Consider the following 17213-nt stretch of genomic DNA (forward strand, 5'->3'; position numbering starts at 1 on the left):
GAAAGCACTCACTCAGGAGGAGGAATCAATTGCCGGTAGCGGACGAGATGAAGCGTCTTGGATAAAGCTACGCAGACCGACTGTTGTACATCTCCACCCTACACGTATCGCTGAAAATCGGGTGCCGCTCGCAGAATCCGCAGCGGGTTGGCATTAATCGCAGTCGTCCAATGGGGATGGCCGCGCATCTATTGCAAAGGCTTTGTTTCCGAGCTCTCCGAGGGGGCTTTGCAGCCTTGTCTGTCTCTGAAGAATCCGTCGGACGGCCTTACGTCCTGAAAGGGTTGCATCGGCCGGGGATGGCAGTTTTGGCGATCATCCGCGTACCGGACCGCTTTTGGCGGCGTTCGCGACTATAGCAGCAATGATTAAGTGCTTCAAATCCATAAAAAATTGTTATGATTGCGCGATGACAATCTCTCCTTCTCCGACCTCCGGCGTTCAGTTGCTCGAGGTCGCACCGGAACTCGCCGGTCAGCGTATCGATAACTTCCTTCGCACTCAGCTCAAGGGTGTGCCCAAGACATTGATTTACCGCATTTTGCGCAAGGGCGAAGTGCGGGTGAACAAGGGGCGGATCAAGCCCGAGTACAAGCTGCAGCCCGGCGATATCGTGCGTGTCCCGCCGTTGCGCCTGGCCGAGCGTGATGAGCCTGAACCTCTGGCGCAAGGGTTGTTGGCGCGACTCGAGGCGGCCGTCATCTATGAGGACAAGGCGCTGATCGTGCTGAACAAGCCTGCCGGCATCGCCGTGCATGGCGGCAGTGGCCTCAACTACGGGGTGATCGAGGCGTTTCGGCAGCTGCGTCCGGATGCCAAGGATCTGGAATTGGTCCATCGTCTGGATCGCGATACTTCGGGTTTGCTGATGATCGCCAAGAAGCGCAGCATGTTGCGCCATCTGCATGAGGCCTTGCGTGGCGATGGTGTGGACAAGCGCTACATGGCGCTGGTGCGCGGGCACTGGGCGACGGCCAAGAAACAGGTCAATGCACCCTTGCTGAAAAGCAACCTGCGTTCGGGTGAGCGCATGGTCGAGGTCAACGATGAGGGTAAGGAGGCACTCACCGTGTTTCGCGTGCTGCGGCGCTTTGGCGAGTTTGCCACCTTGGTCGAGGCCAAGCCGGTCACCGGGCGTACCCATCAGATTCGCGTGCACTCCAAGCATGCGGGTCATTGCATCGCCGGCGACAGCAAATACGGGGACGATGACTTTACTCGCGAAATTCGCGGTCTGGGTGGCAAGCGCCTGTTCTTGCACGCCTACGCGCTGGTCGTGCCGCTGCCGGATGGCGGTGAGCTCAGGCTCGAGGCGCCTGTCGACGAGGTCTGGGCGCATACCTTGGAGCGGCTGAGTGTCTGATTACGAGCTGCTTATCTTCGACTGGGATGGCACGCTGGTCGACTCGATTGGGCGAATTGTCGAGGCCATGCACCGGGCCGCTGATACCTGTGATATGCCCAGGTGTAGTGATCTTGAAGTCCGGGGTATCATCGGGCTTGGCTTGCCGGAGGCTGTTCGTTCTCTGTACCCGGATCTTGTCGATTCGCTTCGGGTTGCACGCTTTCAGCGTTGCTACAGCGAGCATTATCTGGCGCTGGAGGCCGAGCCGTCGCCCTTGTTTGATGGGGTGGCCGAGGCGTTGGAGGCTTTTCGCGACCAGGGCTATCGCCTGGCTGTGGCGACCGGCAAGGGGCGTCATGGGCTGCAGCGGGTTCTGGCGGGGCACGGCTGGCTGAATTATTTCGATACCACTCGTTGCGCCGATGAAACGGCAAGCAAGCCGAATCCGCTTATGCTTGAAGAGATAATGTCGCATTGCGGTGTGGCTGCGCGGAATGCCTTGATGGTTGGCGATTCGGTCTTCGACTTGCAGATGGCCAGGTTGGCTGGCGTAGATTCGGTGGCGGTCGGGTATGGGGCTCAGTCGTTGGCGATGCTGCGTGAGCATGGTCCAAAGTTGGCAATTGAGCGATTTTTCGAATTGCGTGCCTGGCTGGAGCGGGGCGTAAGCGAGCAACGGGCAAGGGTGGGTGATTATGTCGGATGAATGGAAGGCGTCGGCAGTCAACGAGGCTGAAGCCAAGAGCTGGAAGCTGCTGGAGAAAACGCTGCTGGCAGGCGTTCAGGAGCAGCGGCGAGCGCGGCGCTGGGGGATTTTCTTCAAGACGCTGATGTTCGTGTATCTGTTTGTCACCTTGTCCTTGTTTGTGCCTCTGCTTGACTGGCGCAAGGGTGCGGTGACCACCGATGGTCATACGGCGTTGGTCGAGTTGCGCGGCATGATTGCCGATCAGGAGGCGGCCAGCGCCGACAATATCGTCGGTGCCTTGCGTGCGGCGTTCGAAGATGGCAAGACCAAGGGGGTGGTCTTGCGTATCAATAGTCCGGGCGGTAGTCCGGTGCAGTCGGGCTATGTGTATGACGAGATTCGACGTCTGCGCGCCGAATACCCTGCGATCAAGCTCTATGCGGTGATCAGTGATCTGGGGGCGTCGGGGGCCTACTACATCGCCAGTGCGGCGGATGAGATCTACGCCGACAAGGCGAGCCTGGTCGGTTCGATCGGCGTCACGGCAACGGGCTTCGGCTTTGTCGGGGTGATGGAGAAGCTGGGGGTCGATCGGCGGGTCTATACCTCCGGTGAGCACAAGGCCTTTCTCGATCCGTTCCAGCCGCAGAAGGCTGAAGAGACCCGGTTCTGGAAGGAGGTGCTGAAGGTAACTCATCAGCAGTTCATCGACAGTGTTGTGCGGGGGCGTGGCGAGCGGCTGAAGGTCGATGAGCACCCGGAGCTGTTCTCCGGTCTGGTCTGGTCTGGCGAGCAGGCGCTGCAGTTGGGCTTGATCGATGCGCTGGGCAATACCAGCTATGTGGCGCGCGAAGTGATTGGCGAGAAGAATGTGGTCGATTTCACGGTGCGTGAAAGTGCATTCGATCGTTTTGCCAAGAAGATCGGAGCCAGTGTTGCCGAGCACCTGGCCCTGTGGATGGGCTTTCAAGGGCCGGTATTGCGCTAGTTGTTGCTCGGTGCGTGAGTGGAGCCCGGCCTTGGTCGGGCTTTTTGTTGGTCAGGGGATGTCGATGCCGGCGTTATGCAGCATATCGACCAGGCGAATCAGTGGCAGGCCTATCAGGCTGCTGGCGTCTGCGCCTTCGGTGCTGCGAAACAGGCTGATGCCCAGTCCTTCGGCCTTGAAGCTGCCAGCGCAGTCGTAGGGTTGTTCGGTTTTTAGGTAGCGCTCGATCTGTGCTTCGCTCAGTTCCCGGAAATGGACGGTAAAGGGAATGCTGTCGACCTGGCAGTGGCCGCTATGGCTGTTGAGAAGTGCCAGTCCGGTGAGGAAGGTCACGCTCTTGCCGCTGGCGGCCAGCAATTGGTCGCGGGCGCGCTCGTAGGTGTGGGGCTTGCCGAGGATCTGCTGGTCGAGGACGGCTGCCTGGTCGGAGCCGATAATCAGGTGGTGGCTATGGGTGTTGCTGAGTGCTTGAGCCTTTTCCGTGGCGAGGCGGCGGACCATGCTGTCAGCGTCTTCGCTGGGGTGGCGGGTTTCGTCGATTTGCGGCGCAGCCCAGCTGTAGGGTAGGCGCAGGCGGTTCAGCAATTCGCGGCGATAGGGTGAGCTGGAGGCAAGTACCAAGGGCAGCATAGCGATCTCCTTTTATGTAAGGTGGCGATTCTAGTCACGGCGCGGCGCGCAGGACAGCGCGGCAGGCCTAAATTCCTTTGACAGGGGCAGGTTGCATCCATAGAATGCGGCGCCTATGTCGAATGGTCAGATTCCACCTCACGTTGATCCGCGCAAATTGGCTGATCGTGGCACCACCCTCCAGGGTGATCTGCCGCTGGCCAGCTTGGCGCGACTCTGTGATCCGCTTGCCGATAATCAAGGCGTGGTCAGCGCGAAGTTCTTCTTCGGGCGCGACGAGCGTAACGCTGTGGTTATACATAGCGAGCTTGAGGTTGAGGTCAAGATGGTTTGCCAGCGTTGTCTGGAACTCGTTGCTCTGCCGATCCAAAGCGCATGTGATTACGCCGTGGTGAAGGAAGGTGCGAATACCCAGTCGGTGCCGAAAGGCTATGACGTGCTGGAGTTGGGTGAAGACCCATTGGATCTGTTGGGATTGGTTGAGGATGAGTTGCTGCTCGCCTTGCCCATTGTTCCAGCGCATGACCCTATAGATTGCCAGCAGCCGGCCGGCCTCGATGAGCCCGAGTCGAGCGAGGACGAGGTAAAGCGGTCCAACCCGTTCAGTGTATTGGCGCAGTTAAAGCGTGACCCAAACGTTTAGGAGTTAATCAGTTATGGCTGTTCAGCAGAACAAAAAATCCCGTTCCGCACGCGACATGCGTCGTTCCCATGATGCCCTCGAGGGTAATGCCCTGTCCGTCGAGAAGACGACTGGCGAAGTTCATCTGCGCCACCACGTATCGCCTGAGGGCGTATACCGTGGTCGCAAAGTGATCGACAAGGGCGCCGACGAGTAATCCTTGTCCGCTCCGATCATCGCGATTGACGCAATGGGTGGGGACTTCGGTCCCCACTGCATTGTCAGGGCGAGTATCGCCGCTCTTGCCGAGCACCCTTCGTTGCACCTGGTCCTAGTCGGCCAAGCCCCCCTCATAGAAGATCTGATTGCTCAGTCGCCGACTGTCGATCGCGCACGTCTGCGCGTCGAGCATGCCGGTGAGGTGGTCGCCATGGATGAGCTTCCGGCTAAGGCGCTACGAGGCAAGCCGGACTCCTCCATGCGGGTTGCCCTGGAGTTGCTGCACAGTGGCCGGGTGCAGGCATGCGTCAGTGCTGGTAATACCGGCGCCCTGATGGCGTTGTCGCGCTTCGTGCTGAAAACACTGCCGGGCATCGATCGCCCGGCGATGATCACGGCGGTGCCGACTCGGGCGGGCTGCTGCCACCTGTTGGACTTGGGCGCCAATGTCGATTGCAGTGCTGAGCAGCTCTACCAGTTCGCCGTGATGGGGGCGGTTGCAGCTCAGGCTTTGGGTGTGAGTCGGCCGCGCGTGGCCTTGCTGAATGTCGGTACCGAAGAGGTCAAGGGCAATCAGCAGGTCAAGCTGGCTGCCAGCTTGCTGCGCCGGGCTCGTGGCTTGAATTACATCGGTTTTATCGAGGGCGATGGCCTTTATCGCGGGGACGCCGATGTGGTGGTGTGTGACGGCTTCGTTGGCAATATCGTGCTCAAATCCAGTGAGGGATTGGCAAGCATGATCTCGGCGCGTATCGAGGCCTTGTTCAGCAGTAGTCTGGCGGCGCGCATGGTCGGCTTGCTGGCGCTGCCCCTGTTGCGTCGGCTGCGTGCCGACCTCGCTCCGGCGCAGCACAATGGTGCGAGTTTTCTCGGCCTGCAGGGGGTTGTGGTCAAGAGTCACGGCGCTGCCGGGGTCGAGGATTTCAAGAGCGCTATTCGTCGGGCGCTGATCGAGATTGAGGAGAATCTGCCACAACGTCTGTATGGTCGGCTTGAGGATCTGTTGCTCTAGGGCGTCGGATCATCGGGTATGTGACCGCAGAGAGTGGTCGGTCATCCAACTGTCAGCTAATTGCGCTTGGCTATGCCTGGCGTGAATTTTTACGACGATCAGATCAATAGGGACCCGTTTATATGTCTGCATCCCTCGCATTCGTCTTCCCCGGTCAGGGCTCGCAGTCGCTGGCCATGCTGGCCGAGCATGGTGCACAACAGCAGCTGGTGCTCGATACTTTTGCCGAGGCCTCCGAGGTGCTGGGCTACGATCTCTGGGCCCTGACCCAGCAGGGGCCGGAAGAGCAGCTGAATCAGACCGACAGAACCCAGCCAGCGATCCTGACCGCCTCTACAGCGCTCTGGCGACTGTGGCGTTCTGAGGGCGGTGCGCTTCCTGCGTTCGTTGCCGGGCATAGCCTGGGTGAATACTCGGCCCTGGTGGCTGCTGGCAGCCTGCCATTCGCCGAGGCGGTGAAGCTGGTCGAGTTGCGTGGCCAGCTGATGCAACAGGCCGTGCCGGCAGGGCAGGGCGGCATGGCGGCGATACTCGGGCTTGAGGATGCCGACGTGTTGGCGGCCTGTGCCGAGGCGGCGCAGGGCGAAGTGGTCAGTGCGGTGAACTTCAATGCGCCCGGTCAGGTGGTGATTGCCGGCGGCGCCGCGGCGGTGGCCCGTGCGGTAGAGGCGTGCAAGGCGCGTGGAGCCAAGCGCGCCATGCCGTTGCCGGTCAGCGTACCTTCGCATTGTGATCTGATGCGCCCGGCAGCCGAGCGCTTCGCCGAGGCGGTTGCCGCTGTTGCCTGGCAGGCGCCACAGATCCCGCTGGTGCAGAATGTCAGTGCGGCGGTGGTTGCTGATCTCGAAGGTCTGAAGCGCAACCTGCTCGCGCAGCTGTATAGCCCGGTGCGCTGGGTCGAGTCGATGATCTGTCTGTCTGACCAGGGTGTGACCGACTTGGTCGAGTGCGGTCCGGGCAAGGTGTTGTCGGGATTGAACAAGCGCTGCGTCAAAGGCATAAACACCCATAATTTGGATACCCCGGACGCCTTCGCCGCCGCTCGTGCGGCCTTGGCCTGATTGAGGAGAGATTGGATGAGCCTGCAAGGTAAAGTTGCTCTGGTTACCGGCGCGAGCCGTGGCATCGGTCAAGCGATCGCCCTGGAGCTGGGGCGCCAGGGTGCTGTGGTCATCGGCACGGCAACCTCTGCTTCGGGTGCTGAACGCATTGCCGAAACCCTGAAGGAGAACGGTATCGAGGGGGCCGGGCTGGTGCTGGATGTCAGCAATGACGAGTCGGTAGCCTCTACCCTCGAGCACATTCAGCAGCATTTGGGGCAGCCGCTGATCCTGGTCAACAATGCCGGCATCACCCGCGACAATCTGATGCTGCGCATGAAGGATGACGAGTGGTTCGATGTCATCAATACCAACCTCAACAGCCTGTATCGCCTGACCAAGGCCGTGCTGCGCGGCATGACCAAGGCCCGCTTCGGACGCATCATCAATGTCGGCTCGGTGGTGGGCGCCATGGGTAATGCCGGGCAGGTCAACTACGCGGCGGCCAAAGCCGGCCTGGAAGGTTTCGGTCGTGCGTTGGCGCGCGAGGTGGGTTCGCGAGGGATCACGGTCAACGCCGTGGCGCCGGGCTTTATCGATACCGATATGACCCGCGAACTGCCGGAAGCGCAGCGCGATGCGCTGCTGGCACAGATTCCGCTGGGCCGCCTGGGGCAAGCAGAAGAGATCGCAAAAGTGGTCGCTTTTCTCGCTTCTGATGGCGCAGCTTATGTCACAGGGGCTACTATCCCAGTGAATGGCGGTATGTACATGAGCTGAATGTGACGAGCACCAACAAAAAGCTGTCATAGATGCTGTCTAAAATCCGTTACAAAGCTACAAGCGATTTATAGGCGGGTCGTTGAGGTGTTCTTTTTGGGGAACTCACGCATTCAGCTTGAAATGCTAAAAACCCTTTCTATACACTTGGCCGCAGACCAGCTGCCTGGATTTGTCCAATAGGAGTGAAAACAAGGTATGAGCACCATCGAAGAACGCGTCAAGAAAATCGTTGCCGAGCAACTGGGTGTTAAAGAAGAGGAAGTCACCAACAGCGCTTCCTTCGTTGAAGACCTGGGTGCCGACTCTCTTGACACCGTTGAGCTGGTGATGGCTCTCGAAGAGGAATTCGAGACCGAAATCCCGGACGAGCAAGCTGAGAAGATCACCACTGTTCAGGAAGCTATCGATTACGTTACTGCGCACGCGCAGTAAGTTAATCGTCGGTTCCCGACTCGGAAAAGCCGCACTCCCTTTGCCGGGTGTGCGGCTTTTCTTTGGCCGGCAACCAACGGAAAGCGCACATTGGCGGGCGGTGCTGCGAGACGGCAGCATGCCGAGCGACCGAGGTGCGTCAATAGGTCTGGAAAACAGCGTGCCGCAAGCGCATGAGCGTGGCTCGGTGCGTACGTCAGCGTTTTGCCATCGGCCAAGTCTCGTGCGCTCTGTTCATGCAGTGCGACGACTTGTGTTCCCGACTTTGTTTGGGCGCCAGTCAGGTATATTCCAGGCATCGTAAACCCGAATTTGAGGAGATTGCTGTGTCGCGTAGACGCGTCGTGGTTACCGGTATGGGCATGTTGTCGCCGCTGGGTAACGATGTGCCGAGCAGCTGGCAGGGCATTTTGGCTGGGCGCAGCGGTATAGGCCTGATCGAGCATATGGATCTCTCGGCCTATTCGACCCGCTTTGGCGGCTCGGTTAAGGGCTTCAATGTCGAGCAGTACTTGTCGGCCAAGGAGGCGCGCAAGCTCGACCTGTTTATTCAATATGGTCTGGCTGCCAGCTTTCAGGCGATGCGCGATAGCGGCCTGGAGGTCACCGATGCCAACCGTGAGCGTATCGGCGTAGCGCTCGGCTCCGGCATTGGCGGCCTGACCAATATCGAGAACAGTTGCATCTCTCTGCATGAGCAAGGGCCGCGGCGGATTTCACCCTTCTTCGTGCCTGGCTCGATCATCAACATGATCTCCGGTTTCCTGTCGATCCATCTGGGCTTGCAGGGGCCGAACTACGCCATCGCCACCGCTTGCACCACCGGCACCCACTGTATCGGTATGGCGGCGCGCAACATCGCCTATGGCGAGGCCGACGTGATGGTCGCCGGTGGCGCGGAGATGGCGGCCTGTGGCCTTGGGATTGGCGGTTTCGCCGCGGCGCGGGCATTGTCGACGCGCAACGATGACCCGACCAGGGCCAGCCGCCCATGGGACAAGGGACGTGACGGCTTCGTGCTGTCCGATGGTGCCGGTGCGCTGGTGCTGGAGGAGTTGGAGCATGCCAAGGCCCGCGGCGCGACCATCTATGCCGAGCTGATCGGTTTCGGCATGAGTGGCGACGCCTATCATATGACGTCGCCACCCGAAGACGGCGCCGGGGCCGCGCGTTGCATGGCCAACGCCCTGCGTGATGCGGGCGTGAATCCCGAGCAGGTGCAGTACATCAATGCCCACGGCACCTCCACGTCCGCGGGCGACAAGGCCGAAGTGTCGGCAATCAAGTCGGTGTTCGGTGAGCACGCCTACAAGCTGGCGGTCAGCTCGACCAAGTCGATGACCGGTCATTTGCTGGGCGCCGCGGGCGCGGTCGAGGCGATCTTCAGTGTGCTGGCCCTGCGCGAGCAGGTGGCGCCACCGACCATCAACCTGGATGAGCCGGACGAAGGCTGCGACCTGGACTTCGTTGCGCACCAAGCCAAGGCCATGCCGATCGATGTGGTGCTGTCGAATTCATTTGGGTTTGGCGGAACCAACGGCTCGCTGGTGTTCCGCCGGTACGCCGGCTGATGCCAAGCTGGATCGACGGGCAGCCAGGCGACGCACTGTCCGTCAGGGATAGAGGCCTGGCCTACGGCGATGGCCTGTTCGAGACCATCGCCGTCAGTCGGGGTGAGCCGACGCTCCTCGATCGCCATCTTGCTCGCCTGGCCGACGGCTGCGCGCGCCTGCAGCTGACGCTGGACCTGGCCTTGGTCCGGGCGGAGCTGCTGGGGTTTGCTCGCGAACTCGGGGATGGCGTGGCCAAGCTGATTGTGACCCGCGGCGATGGGGTGCGCGGCTATGCGCCGCCGCAGCCCGCAGTGCCGCGGAGGATCCTGCAGGGCAGCGCCAGGCCAAACTACCCGGCCAGCAATGCCGAGCGAGGAGTACGCCTGTATCCCTGTGCTACGCGTCTTGCCGAACAACCCCTGCTCGCCGGCCTCAAGCATCTCAACCGCCTCGAGCAGGTCTTGGCCCGCAGCGAATGGCAGGATGTCGAGCATGCCGAGGGACTGGTGCTGGATACTTCCGGGCGGGTGATCGAGGGGGTCTATAGCAATCTGTTGTTGGTCAAGGACGGCATCCTGTCGACTCCGGACCTGTCGCGCTGCGGCGTGGCCGGGGTGATGCGTGCGGAATTGCTGGCCCAGGCCGAGTCCATGGGCGTTTCCTGCCAGGTACGCGATATCAGTATCGATGAGCTGCTGGCGGCCGACGAGGTTCTGCTCTGCAACAGCCTCTATGGCGTCTGGCCGGTGACCGCTCTGCAGGGCCATCGCTGGCCGGTTGGCGTGCTCACCCGTAAACTGCAGGCCATCGCCCTCGATCTACTGGACCGCTGATTCGTGATTCGCAAACTCTTGTTGCTGTTGGAAGGCGGGGTGCTGCTGGCAGCCATGCTTGTGGTTTTCGCCGCCTGGCAACAGCATTCCGCACTGGAGCAGCCGCTGCGCCTGGCTGAGGAGTACCTGCTCGAAGTGCCTGCCGGGGCCACTCCGGGCGGAGTGCTCAACCGCCTGCAGGCCGAGGGCGTGCTGCACGATGCCTTCTGGCTGCGCCTCTACTGGCGTTTCAATTTGCGTGGTCAGCCCCTGCACAGTGGCGAGTACCGCCTGACGCCGGCGCTCAGCGTGCGCGACATGTTGGGGCTATGGCGCCGTGGTGAAGTGGTGCAGTACAGCGTCACCCTGGTCGAGGGCTGGAGCTTTCGCCAGGTCCGCGCGGCGCTCGAGCGAGAGAGCAAGCTGGAGCTTCATTCGCTGGGGCTGAGCGATGCTCAGTTAATGGAGCGTCTGGGGCTGCCGGGCGTTGCCCCTGAAGGGCGCTTCTTCCCGGATACCTACAGGTTCGTGCGCGGTATGAGCGACCTGGACCTGCTTGAGCAGGCATACACCCGTCTGGAGCGGATCCTGGAGGAGGAATGGCAAGGCCGTGCCGAGGGCTTGCCGTACAAGAATCCCTATGAGGCGCTGATCATGGCCTCGATGATCGAAAAGGAAACCGGAGTGCCGGAGGAGCGTGGAGCCATCGCGGGAGTCTTCCTGCGCCGGCTGCGCATAGGCATGCGCCTGCAGACCGACCCGACGGTCATCTACGGCCTGGGTGATCGCTATAACGGCAAGTTGACGCGTGCCCACCTGCAGGAGGCGACGCCCTACAATACCTACGTGATCGATGGCATGCCGCCGACCCCGATCGCCATGGTCGGGCGCGAGGCGATCCATGCGGCGCTGCATCCGGCGCCGGGCAAGAGCCTGTATTTCGTCGCGCGTGGCGACGGCAGCCATGTCTTTTCCAATACCCTTGAGGCACACAATCGTGCAGTGCGCGAATACCAGCTCAAGCGCCGTGCCGGGTATCGCTCCAGTCCCGCCCCAATCTCTCAGACCAACAACTAAGGACAGCCCGTGAGCGGTTTGTTTATCACCCTCGAAGGTCCGGAAGGTGCAGGCAAGAGCACCAATCGTGACTACCTCGCCGAGCGCCTGGCCGAACGCGGGATCGAAGTCGTGCTCACGCGCGAGCCCGGCGGTACACCGCTGGCGGAACGTGTGCGCGAGTTGCTGTTGGCGCCGAGCGAAGAGCCAATGGCGGCGGATACCGAGTTGCTCTTGGTGTTCGCTGCCCGGGCTCAGCACCTGGCGCAGGTGATCCGTCCGGCCCTGGCGCGGGGTTGTGTGGTGCTCTGCGATAGGTTCACCGATGCTACCTATGCCTATCAGGGGGGCGGACGTGGCTTGTCCGAGGCGCGCATCGCCGTGCTGGAGCAGTTCGTGCAGGACGGGCTGCGCCCGGGGCTGACCTTGGTCTTCGATTTGCCGGTAGAGGTTGGTCTGGCGCGTGCCGCCGCCCGTGGCCGGCTGGATCGTTTCGAGCAGGAAGGCCGGCAGTTCTTCGAGGCCGTGCGGCAGACCTATCTGCGCCGCGCCCGGGCCGAACCGTCGCGCTACCGGATTCTCGACGCGGCGCAGACCCTCGAGCGGGTGCAGCGAGATCTGGATGCCTTGTTGATGGAGATCGTGGAGCTGTACCGTGGCTGAAGCCTATCCCTGGCAGGCCGGGCTCTGGCAGCAACTGGCCGGTCGTGCGCAGCATGCCCACGCCTATTTGCTGCATGGCCCGGTAGGTATCGGCAAGCGCGCGCTGGCCGAGCGACTGATGGCGCGCCTGTTGTGCCAGCAACCGCAGGGATTGGATGCCTGCGGTCATTGCAAGGCCTGCCATTTGCTGGCCGCCGGCACGCACCCAGACAACTTCATCCTCGAGCCGGAAGAGGCGGACAAGCCGATCAAGGTCGACCAGGTGCGCGAGCTGGTCAACTTCGTGGTGCAGACGGCGCAGCTCGCCGGGCGCAAGGTGGTGCTGGTCGAGCCCGCCGAGGCGATGAATCTGAACGCCGCCAACGCCCTGCTTAAAAGCCTCGAGGAGCCCTCGGGCGATACCGTGCTGCTGCTGATCAGCCACCAGCCCAGCCGCTTGCTACCGACGATCAAGAGTCGCTGCGTGCAGCAGGCCTGTCCCTTGCCCAGCGAGGCTATGAGCCTGGCATGGCTGGCCCAGGCGCTGCCTGAGAGCAGTGAGCAGGAGCACAGCGAATTGCTCTGTCTGGCCGCGGGTTCGCCGCTGGCTGCCGTGCGCATGCAGGCCCAGGGCGTGCGTGAGCAGCGCGCTCAGGTGGTCGAGGGGGTCAAGAAGCTGCTCAAGCAGCAGATCTCACCGAGTCAGCTGGCCGAGAGTTGGAATGCCGTTGCCTTGCCGCTGTTGTTCGATTGGTTCTGCGATTGGGCGCAGTTGATGTTGCGCTATCAGTTGACCGGTGACGAACAAGGACTGGGCCAGGCCGACATGCGCAAGGTGGTGCAGTATCTGGCCGACAAGGCGGCGCAACCCAAGGTGCTGAAGATCCAGGACTGGTTGCTGCAGCAGCGGCAGAAAGTCATCGGCAAGGCCAATCTCAATCGTGTCTTGCTTCTCGAAGCTCTGCTGGTGCAGTGGGCAAGCCTGCCCGGGCCGCGCTAGAATCGGCGATCAAGCAATATGAAATCAGGAATGCCGCATGAGTCTGCCACCTAATTTGGGTCCGCGTAATGGCATCTTGTCCCTGACCATCAAGGACAAGTCCGTGCTCTATGCCGCTTACATGCCCTTCATCAAGAACGGTGGGCTGTTTATCCCGACCAACAAGAGCTACAAGCTTGGCGATGAAGTGTTCATGCTGCTCAATCTGATGGATGAACCGGAGAAGATCCCGGTGGCCGGCAAGGTGGTGTGGATCACCCCCAAAGGCGCCCAGGGCAATCGGGCAGCAGGGGTCGGTGTGCAGTTCAACGATGGTGACAACACGGCGCGCAACAAGATCGAAACCTACCTGGCCGGTGCGCTGAAGTCGGATCGCCCGACTCACACCATGTAAGCCTGCCTCCGAGCCCGAAACCCCTTCCGAGTAGCTGCTACCCATGCTGGTTGATTCCCACTGTCATCTCGATCGTCTCGATCTGGCCGCCTATAGCGGCTCCCTCGATGCTGCGCTGGATGCGGCGCGCGCCCGCGGCGTCGGCCACTTCCTCTGCATCGGTGTCAGCGCGAAGAACGCCGGGGCGGTCAAGGGTCTGGCCGAGCGCTACGCCGATGTCGATTGCTCGGTGGGTGTCCACCCGCTCGACCTCGAGCCCCCTGCTGCGCCGGCGCTGGACTGGTTGCTGGCCGAGCTGAATCATCCGCGAGTGGTGGCCATCGGCGAGACTGGCCTGGACTATCACTACGAACCGGAAACGGCGGCGCTGCAGCGCGAGGCGTTTCGCCTGCACCTGCAAGCGGCCCGGGTCACTGGCAAGCCGGTGATCGTGCATACGCGCGAGGCGCGGGCCGACACCCTGGCCCTGCTGCGCGAGGCGGCGCTGCCGCAGGCAGGCGTGCTGCACTGTTTCACCGAGGATTGGCCGATGGCCAAGGCCGCGCTGGATATGGGCTTCTATATTTCCTTGTCCGGGATCGTCACCTTCCGCAATGCCGAGGCGCTGCGCGAGGTCGCCCGTCAGGTGCCTGCCGATCGCCTGCTGGTGGAGACCGACTCGCCTTACCTGGCGCCGGTGCCCTACCGCGGCAAGCCGAATCTTCCCGAGTACGTGCGCGAGGTCGCCGAGTACCTGGCGTTGCTGCGGGGCGAAGATTTCGAGCGGCTGGCCGAGCAGACTACGGCCAACTTCAAGCGCCTGTTCCCTCTGGCGCGGGTCGCTTAGGCGGCTGTCGAGGCGCCGGTTCTGAACCCGAGGCAAAAAAAACCCGGGTTCTGGGGGATGAATCCGGGTTAAGACCATTAGGAGTAAATCAAGGTACGCGGTCCACGGTACCTTGCCTGAGGGAGCACTTGGGGGGAGATGCTACACCTCAGTAACCTTGAGTATTGGCGAAGTTGGCTGATCGTCCAGGCTGTTTCCGCTCATTTTTAAACATATTTGGAATACCGGTGCTTCTGTTGAGTTCTCATCGAGCTGCCAGCAGGCGCAATACCTGCAGCGTTTCCTCGATCACGCGGGCCTCGCTGTAGAAGTGCGGCGACAAGCGAATCCCACCTCCGCGCAGGGCACAAACCACCTGACTGGCCTTGAGTTGTTGAAACAATGCCTGGTGATCCCGACCGGCCAGGCTGAAGGTGACTATCCCGGCGCGACGCTGTGGCGCGCTCGGGCTGAGCAGGCTGGTACCGGGAATTCGCGCCAGGCCATCGAGCAGCCACTGTACGCGTTCCTGCAATGCCTTGGCCACTTCGCCCGGTCCCACCTCCTCGAGCAGTGACAGGCTGGCCTCCAGTGCCGTAGCGCCGAGCATGTTCGGGCTGCCGCATTCGAAACGCCTGGCGCTGCGCGCTACCTGCCAGTCCTGGCGCTCAAAGTCGCCACTGTGCTCCAGCATGTGCCAGCCGAATTCATGCAGCTTGAGCTGCTCGCGCAGATCGCCGCGGCAATAGAACACGCCCAGTCCCTCGGGGCCGAGTAGCCATTTGTGGCCGTCCGCCATGGCAAAGCCGCACTGGCTGGCCTGCACGTCCAAGGGCAGGGCGCCGAGCTGCTGGATGGCATCGACACACAGCAACACGCCGCGCTGGCGGCAACCGTCGCCCAGGCGCGACAGATCCAGGCGCAGGCCGCTGGCATATTGCACGGCGCTGATTGCCATCAGGCGCGTTCGCCGCCCGCAGGCGTCCAGCAGCTCAGCCTCGGGATCGTTTTGTTGCAGGCTGACCTGGATGACCTCGACGCCCTGCGGCGCCAGTGCCTCCCAGACCACCCGGTTGGAGGTGAACTCCTCGTTGCTGATCACGACTTGGTCGCCCGGCCGCCAATCGAGGCCGAATGCGACGAATGACAGGGCCTCGGAGGTGCTCTTGACCAAGGCGATGTCGGCGCACGACGGGGCGTTGAGCAGACGCTGCAGGCGGATGCGCAGGCGTTTCTCGACCTCGAGCCAGTCGGCATAGTGCAGCGCACCGCTGCGTGCATTCTGCTCGGCGAAGCGGCTGACGGCCTCGGCGCTGCGGCGCGGCCAGGGGCCAACGGCTGCGTGGTTGAGGTAGCGTAGCCCGGGAAGCTGGGGAAACTCGTCGCTAATGCTGCGCATGGTCTGATGATCCGTGCAATTTGCCGCTAGATAGGCATAATATCCGGCTTCGTTTTCGGCCCAATTAGTCATTTTATATGCACAAAGAACCCCGCAAGGTCCGAGAGTTTCGCCGTCGTGAACAGGAAATTCTCGATACCGCACTGAAACTGTTCCTCGAACAGGGCGAGGACAGCGTCACCGTCGAGATGATCGCGGACGCCGTCGGTATCGGCAAAGGCACCATCTACAAGCACTTCAAGTCCAAGGCGGAGATCTACCTGCGCTTGATGCTCGACTACGAGCGGGACCTGAACGAGCTGCTGCACTCGGCCGATGTCGATCGGGACAAGGAAGCCCTGTCGCGTGCCTATTTCGAGTTCCGTATGCGCGACCCGCAACGCTATCGGTTGTTCGACCGCCTCGAGGAAAAGGTGGTAAAGGGCAATCAGGTGCCGGAAATGGTCGAGCAGTTGCACAAAATCCGGGCATCCAACTTCGAGCGCCTGACCCAGCTGATCAAGGGGCGTATAGCCGAGGGCAAGCTGGAGGACGTGCCGCCTTACTTCCACTACTGTGCGGCCTGGGCGCTGGTGCACGGCGCCGTGGCGCTGTATCACTCGCCGTTCTGGAGCAATGTGCTGGAGGATCAGGAGGGTTTCTTCCAGTTCCTTATGGATATCGGCGTGCGCATGGGTAACAAGCGCAAGCGTGACGGCGATACCCCGGCCAGTTGACGTTATTCGGCCGGTTTATAGCGCATGCGACGCATATGTGGGGGGCGGCTGCGGCGATATACTCCAAGGTATCCATAGCCGGAGCCGCTCATGATCGTTGATCGTCAAGGCAGACGTTTTCGCAACCTGCGAGTCAGTCTGACCGCCGCCTGCAACTACGCCTGCACCTACTGCGTACCGGATGGCAAGCGCCTGGTGGCCGCGCAGGATGAGTTATCCGCAGAGTCCATGGCGCGCGGTGTGGCCTACTTGATCGAGGCGGCGGGCATCGAGCGCCTGCGCATCACCGGGGGCGAGCCCCTGGTCAGCCCGAAGCTGGAGGTGTTTCTCCGTGAAGTCAGTCAGCTGGGGTTGGCCGATGTCAGTCTGACCAGCAACGGTCAGTTGCTTTCACGCAAGTTGCCGCTATTGCTCGACAGCGGCATTCGTCGCCTCAATGTCTCCCTGGATACCCTCGATGCCACGGCATTTCGGGCGATCGCCCGCGGCGGTGACCTGGGCGCGGTGCTGGCCGGGCTGGAGGAGGCCCGGGCGGCCGGGGTGAAGATCAAGCTGAACATGGTGCCGCTGCGGGGGCAGAACCTCGACCAGGTCTTGCCGCTGCTGGACTACTGCCTGGAGCGAGGTTTTGAGCTGCGCTTCATCGAGTTGATGCGCATGGGCCACCTGGCGCGAGATGGCAACGGCTTTTTGCAGCAGTTTGTCGGCATGGCGGAGCTGCTGGCGATGATCGGCCAGCGGCATGCCTTCGTTCAGGCCGATGCCCCTGTGGATGCCACGGCACTGCGCTACGAGATTCCCGGGCAGGGTTTCTTCGGGGTGATTGCCAACGAAAGCGTACCCTTCTGCCGTACCTGTTCGCGCCTGCGCTTGTCGTCGACCGGTTGGCTGCATGGCTGTCTGTCTTCGAGCAACCGGCACTACGTAGGCGACCTACTCGACAAGCCTCGCCATCAGGCGCTGCCCGCTCTGCAGCGGCTGCTGGTCAGGGCGCTGGGCGACAAGCAAGAGGTTGCCTTCTCTGGTGGCGTGACCGTCATGAAGATCATCGGTGGCTGAGCCGCTGAATCAATCGAG

At 61.8% G+C, this 17213-nt stretch carries 20 protein-coding genes; 18 read left to right on the forward strand and 2 right to left on the reverse strand.

All coding sequences use genetic code 11. The annotated features are described in order from the left end of the window. Positions 1-409: 409 nt before the first annotated feature. From rluC to AB5S05_RS14215, 3 genes are read left to right on the forward strand one after another with little or no spacing between them, the layout of a single operon-like run. Positions 410-1363, forward strand: a complete 954-nt coding sequence (rluC, locus tag AB5S05_RS14205) for a 23S rRNA pseudouridine(955/2504/2580) synthase RluC (RefSeq protein WP_369288321.1) — start codon at positions 410-412, stop codon at positions 1361-1363. Continuing rightward, positions 1356-2051 carry an HAD-IA family hydrolase gene (locus tag AB5S05_RS14210; RefSeq protein ID WP_369288179.1) on the forward strand — a complete coding sequence of 232 codons (696 nt, stop codon included), beginning with the start codon at positions 1356-1358 and terminating at the stop codon, positions 2049-2051. The genes rluC and AB5S05_RS14210 overlap by 8 nt, the downstream gene beginning before the upstream one ends. Then, on the forward strand, positions 2041-3021 hold the full coding sequence (locus AB5S05_RS14215) for a S49 family peptidase (RefSeq protein ID WP_369288180.1): 981 nt from the start codon (positions 2041-2043) through the stop codon (positions 3019-3021). The genes AB5S05_RS14210 and AB5S05_RS14215 overlap by 11 nt, the downstream gene beginning before the upstream one ends. Positions 3022-3072: 51 nt before the next feature. On the opposite strand, the gene AB5S05_RS14220 is transcribed toward AB5S05_RS14215, so the two are convergent. Further along, a complete protein-coding gene (locus AB5S05_RS14220) occupies positions 3073-3651 on the reverse strand; it encodes a Maf family protein (protein WP_369288181.1) in 579 nt (192 codons plus the stop codon). A gap of 115 nt (positions 3652-3766) precedes the next feature. Between AB5S05_RS14220 and AB5S05_RS14225 the strand changes: the two genes are divergently transcribed. The 13 genes from AB5S05_RS14225 (at position 3767) to AB5S05_RS14285 (ending at position 14042) form a co-directional block, all read left to right on the forward strand. After that, the gene (locus AB5S05_RS14225) at positions 3767-4294 is read left to right on the forward strand and encodes a YceD family protein (RefSeq protein WP_369288182.1); all 528 of its coding nucleotides are present in this window, start codon (positions 3767-3769) and stop codon (positions 4292-4294) included. Between the two features lie 13 nt (positions 4295-4307). Continuing rightward, positions 4308-4490 (forward strand): 50S ribosomal protein L32, encoded by a 183-nt coding sequence (gene rpmF, locus AB5S05_RS14230; RefSeq protein ID WP_369288183.1) that lies wholly within the window; start codon positions 4308-4310, stop codon positions 4488-4490. Positions 4491-4493: 3 nt separating this feature from the next. Continuing rightward, on the forward strand, positions 4494-5504 hold the full coding sequence (gene plsX, locus AB5S05_RS14235) for a phosphate acyltransferase PlsX (RefSeq protein WP_369288184.1): 1011 nt from the start codon (positions 4494-4496) through the stop codon (positions 5502-5504). A 122-nt stretch (positions 5505-5626) separates the two neighbouring features. Beyond that, a complete protein-coding gene (gene fabD, locus AB5S05_RS14240) occupies positions 5627-6565 on the forward strand; it encodes an ACP S-malonyltransferase (protein ID WP_369288185.1) in 939 nt (312 codons plus the stop codon). A gap of 15 nt (positions 6566-6580) precedes the next feature. Next, positions 6581-7324: a 3-oxoacyl-ACP reductase FabG gene (fabG, locus tag AB5S05_RS14245; RefSeq protein ID WP_369288186.1), complete on the forward strand. Its 744-nt coding sequence runs from the start codon at positions 6581-6583 to the stop codon at positions 7322-7324. Between the two features lie 198 nt (positions 7325-7522). Further along, positions 7523-7759 (forward strand): acyl carrier protein, encoded by a 237-nt coding sequence (gene acpP, locus AB5S05_RS14250; RefSeq protein WP_003245177.1) that lies wholly within the window; start codon positions 7523-7525, stop codon positions 7757-7759. Between the two features lie 326 nt (positions 7760-8085). Beyond that, on the forward strand, positions 8086-9330 hold the full coding sequence (gene fabF, locus AB5S05_RS14255; protein WP_369288322.1) for a beta-ketoacyl-ACP synthase II: 1245 nt from the start codon (positions 8086-8088) through the stop codon (positions 9328-9330). Then, positions 9330-10145 (forward strand): aminodeoxychorismate lyase, encoded by an 816-nt coding sequence (gene pabC / locus AB5S05_RS14260; protein WP_369288187.1) that lies wholly within the window; start codon positions 9330-9332, stop codon positions 10143-10145. Before fabF ends, pabC begins: the two co-directional genes overlap by 1 nt. A 3-nt stretch (positions 10146-10148) precedes the next feature. Then, positions 10149-11201: an endolytic transglycosylase MltG gene (gene mltG, locus AB5S05_RS14265; protein ID WP_369288188.1), complete on the forward strand. Its 1053-nt coding sequence runs from the start codon at positions 10149-10151 to the stop codon at positions 11199-11201. Between the two features lie 9 nt (positions 11202-11210). Next, positions 11211-11843, forward strand: a complete 633-nt coding sequence (tmk, locus tag AB5S05_RS14270; protein WP_369288189.1) for a dTMP kinase — start codon at positions 11211-11213, stop codon at positions 11841-11843. Beyond that, the gene (locus AB5S05_RS14275) at positions 11836-12822 is read left to right on the forward strand and encodes a DNA polymerase III subunit delta' (protein WP_369288190.1); all 987 of its coding nucleotides are present in this window, start codon (positions 11836-11838) and stop codon (positions 12820-12822) included. Before tmk ends, AB5S05_RS14275 begins: the two co-directional genes overlap by 8 nt. A 37-nt stretch (positions 12823-12859) precedes the next feature. Next, complete coding sequence (locus AB5S05_RS14280) at positions 12860-13216, forward strand: PilZ domain-containing protein (protein WP_003245164.1); 357 nt, start codon at positions 12860-12862, stop codon at positions 13214-13216. 43 nt (positions 13217-13259) lie between these two features. Next, positions 13260-14042, forward strand: coding sequence for a TatD family hydrolase (locus tag AB5S05_RS14285; RefSeq protein WP_369288191.1), 783 nt, complete (start codon positions 13260-13262; stop codon positions 14040-14042). A gap of 244 nt (positions 14043-14286) precedes the next feature. On the opposite strand, the gene AB5S05_RS14290 is transcribed toward AB5S05_RS14285, so the two are convergent. Beyond that, positions 14287-15420 (reverse strand): aminotransferase class V-fold PLP-dependent enzyme, encoded by a 1134-nt coding sequence (locus AB5S05_RS14290; RefSeq protein WP_369288192.1) that lies wholly within the window; start codon positions 15418-15420, stop codon positions 14287-14289. A 77-nt stretch (positions 15421-15497) separates the two neighbouring features. Between AB5S05_RS14290 and AB5S05_RS14295 the strand changes: the two genes are divergently transcribed. Together AB5S05_RS14295 and AB5S05_RS14300 are read left to right on the forward strand one after the other, a co-directional pair. Then, on the forward strand, positions 15498-16136 hold the full coding sequence (locus AB5S05_RS14295; RefSeq protein ID WP_369288193.1) for a TetR/AcrR family transcriptional regulator: 639 nt from the start codon (positions 15498-15500) through the stop codon (positions 16134-16136). A gap of 90 nt (positions 16137-16226) precedes the next feature. Continuing rightward, on the forward strand, positions 16227-17195 hold the full coding sequence (locus tag AB5S05_RS14300) for a GTP 3',8-cyclase MoaA (protein WP_369288194.1): 969 nt from the start codon (positions 16227-16229) through the stop codon (positions 17193-17195). Positions 17196-17213: the final 18 nt, after the last annotated feature.

Source organism: Pseudomonas zhanjiangensis (assembly GCF_041027545.1).
Classification (GTDB): Bacteria; Pseudomonadota; Gammaproteobacteria; order Pseudomonadales; family Pseudomonadaceae; genus Aquipseudomonas; species Aquipseudomonas zhanjiangensis.

Excerpts from the sequence above, each read along its gene's own strand:
- rluC (WP_369288321.1), top strand. The coding sequence starts at position 410 with ATGACAATCTCTCCTTCTCCGACCTCCGGCGTTCAGTTGCTCGAGGTC.
- AB5S05_RS14215 (WP_369288180.1), top strand. The coding sequence starts at position 2,041 with ATGTCGGATGAATGGAAGGCGTCGGCAGTCAACGAGGCTGAAGCCAAG.
- AB5S05_RS14220 (WP_369288181.1), bottom strand. The coding sequence starts at position 3,651 with ATGCTGCCCTTGGTACTTGCCTCCAGCTCACCCTATCGCCGCGAATTG.
- AB5S05_RS14225 (WP_369288182.1), top strand. The coding sequence starts at position 3,767 with ATGTCGAATGGTCAGATTCCACCTCACGTTGATCCGCGCAAATTGGCT.
- rpmF (WP_369288183.1), top strand. The coding sequence starts at position 4,308 with ATGGCTGTTCAGCAGAACAAAAAATCCCGTTCCGCACGCGACATGCGT.
- fabD (WP_369288185.1), top strand. The coding sequence starts at position 5,627 with ATGTCTGCATCCCTCGCATTCGTCTTCCCCGGTCAGGGCTCGCAGTCG.
- fabG (WP_369288186.1), top strand. The coding sequence starts at position 6,581 with ATGAGCCTGCAAGGTAAAGTTGCTCTGGTTACCGGCGCGAGCCGTGGC.
- acpP (WP_003245177.1), top strand. The coding sequence starts at position 7,523 with ATGAGCACCATCGAAGAACGCGTCAAGAAAATCGTTGCCGAGCAACTG.
- pabC (WP_369288187.1), top strand. The coding sequence starts at position 9,330 with ATGCCAAGCTGGATCGACGGGCAGCCAGGCGACGCACTGTCCGTCAGG.
- AB5S05_RS14280 (WP_003245164.1), top strand. The coding sequence starts at position 12,860 with ATGAGTCTGCCACCTAATTTGGGTCCGCGTAATGGCATCTTGTCCCTG.
- AB5S05_RS14285 (WP_369288191.1), top strand. The coding sequence starts at position 13,260 with ATGCTGGTTGATTCCCACTGTCATCTCGATCGTCTCGATCTGGCCGCC.
- AB5S05_RS14290 (WP_369288192.1), bottom strand. The coding sequence starts at position 15,420 with ATGCGCAGCATTAGCGACGAGTTTCCCCAGCTTCCCGGGCTACGCTAC.
- AB5S05_RS14295 (WP_369288193.1), top strand. The coding sequence starts at position 15,498 with ATGCACAAAGAACCCCGCAAGGTCCGAGAGTTTCGCCGTCGTGAACAG.
- AB5S05_RS14300 (WP_369288194.1), top strand. The coding sequence starts at position 16,227 with ATGATCGTTGATCGTCAAGGCAGACGTTTTCGCAACCTGCGAGTCAGT.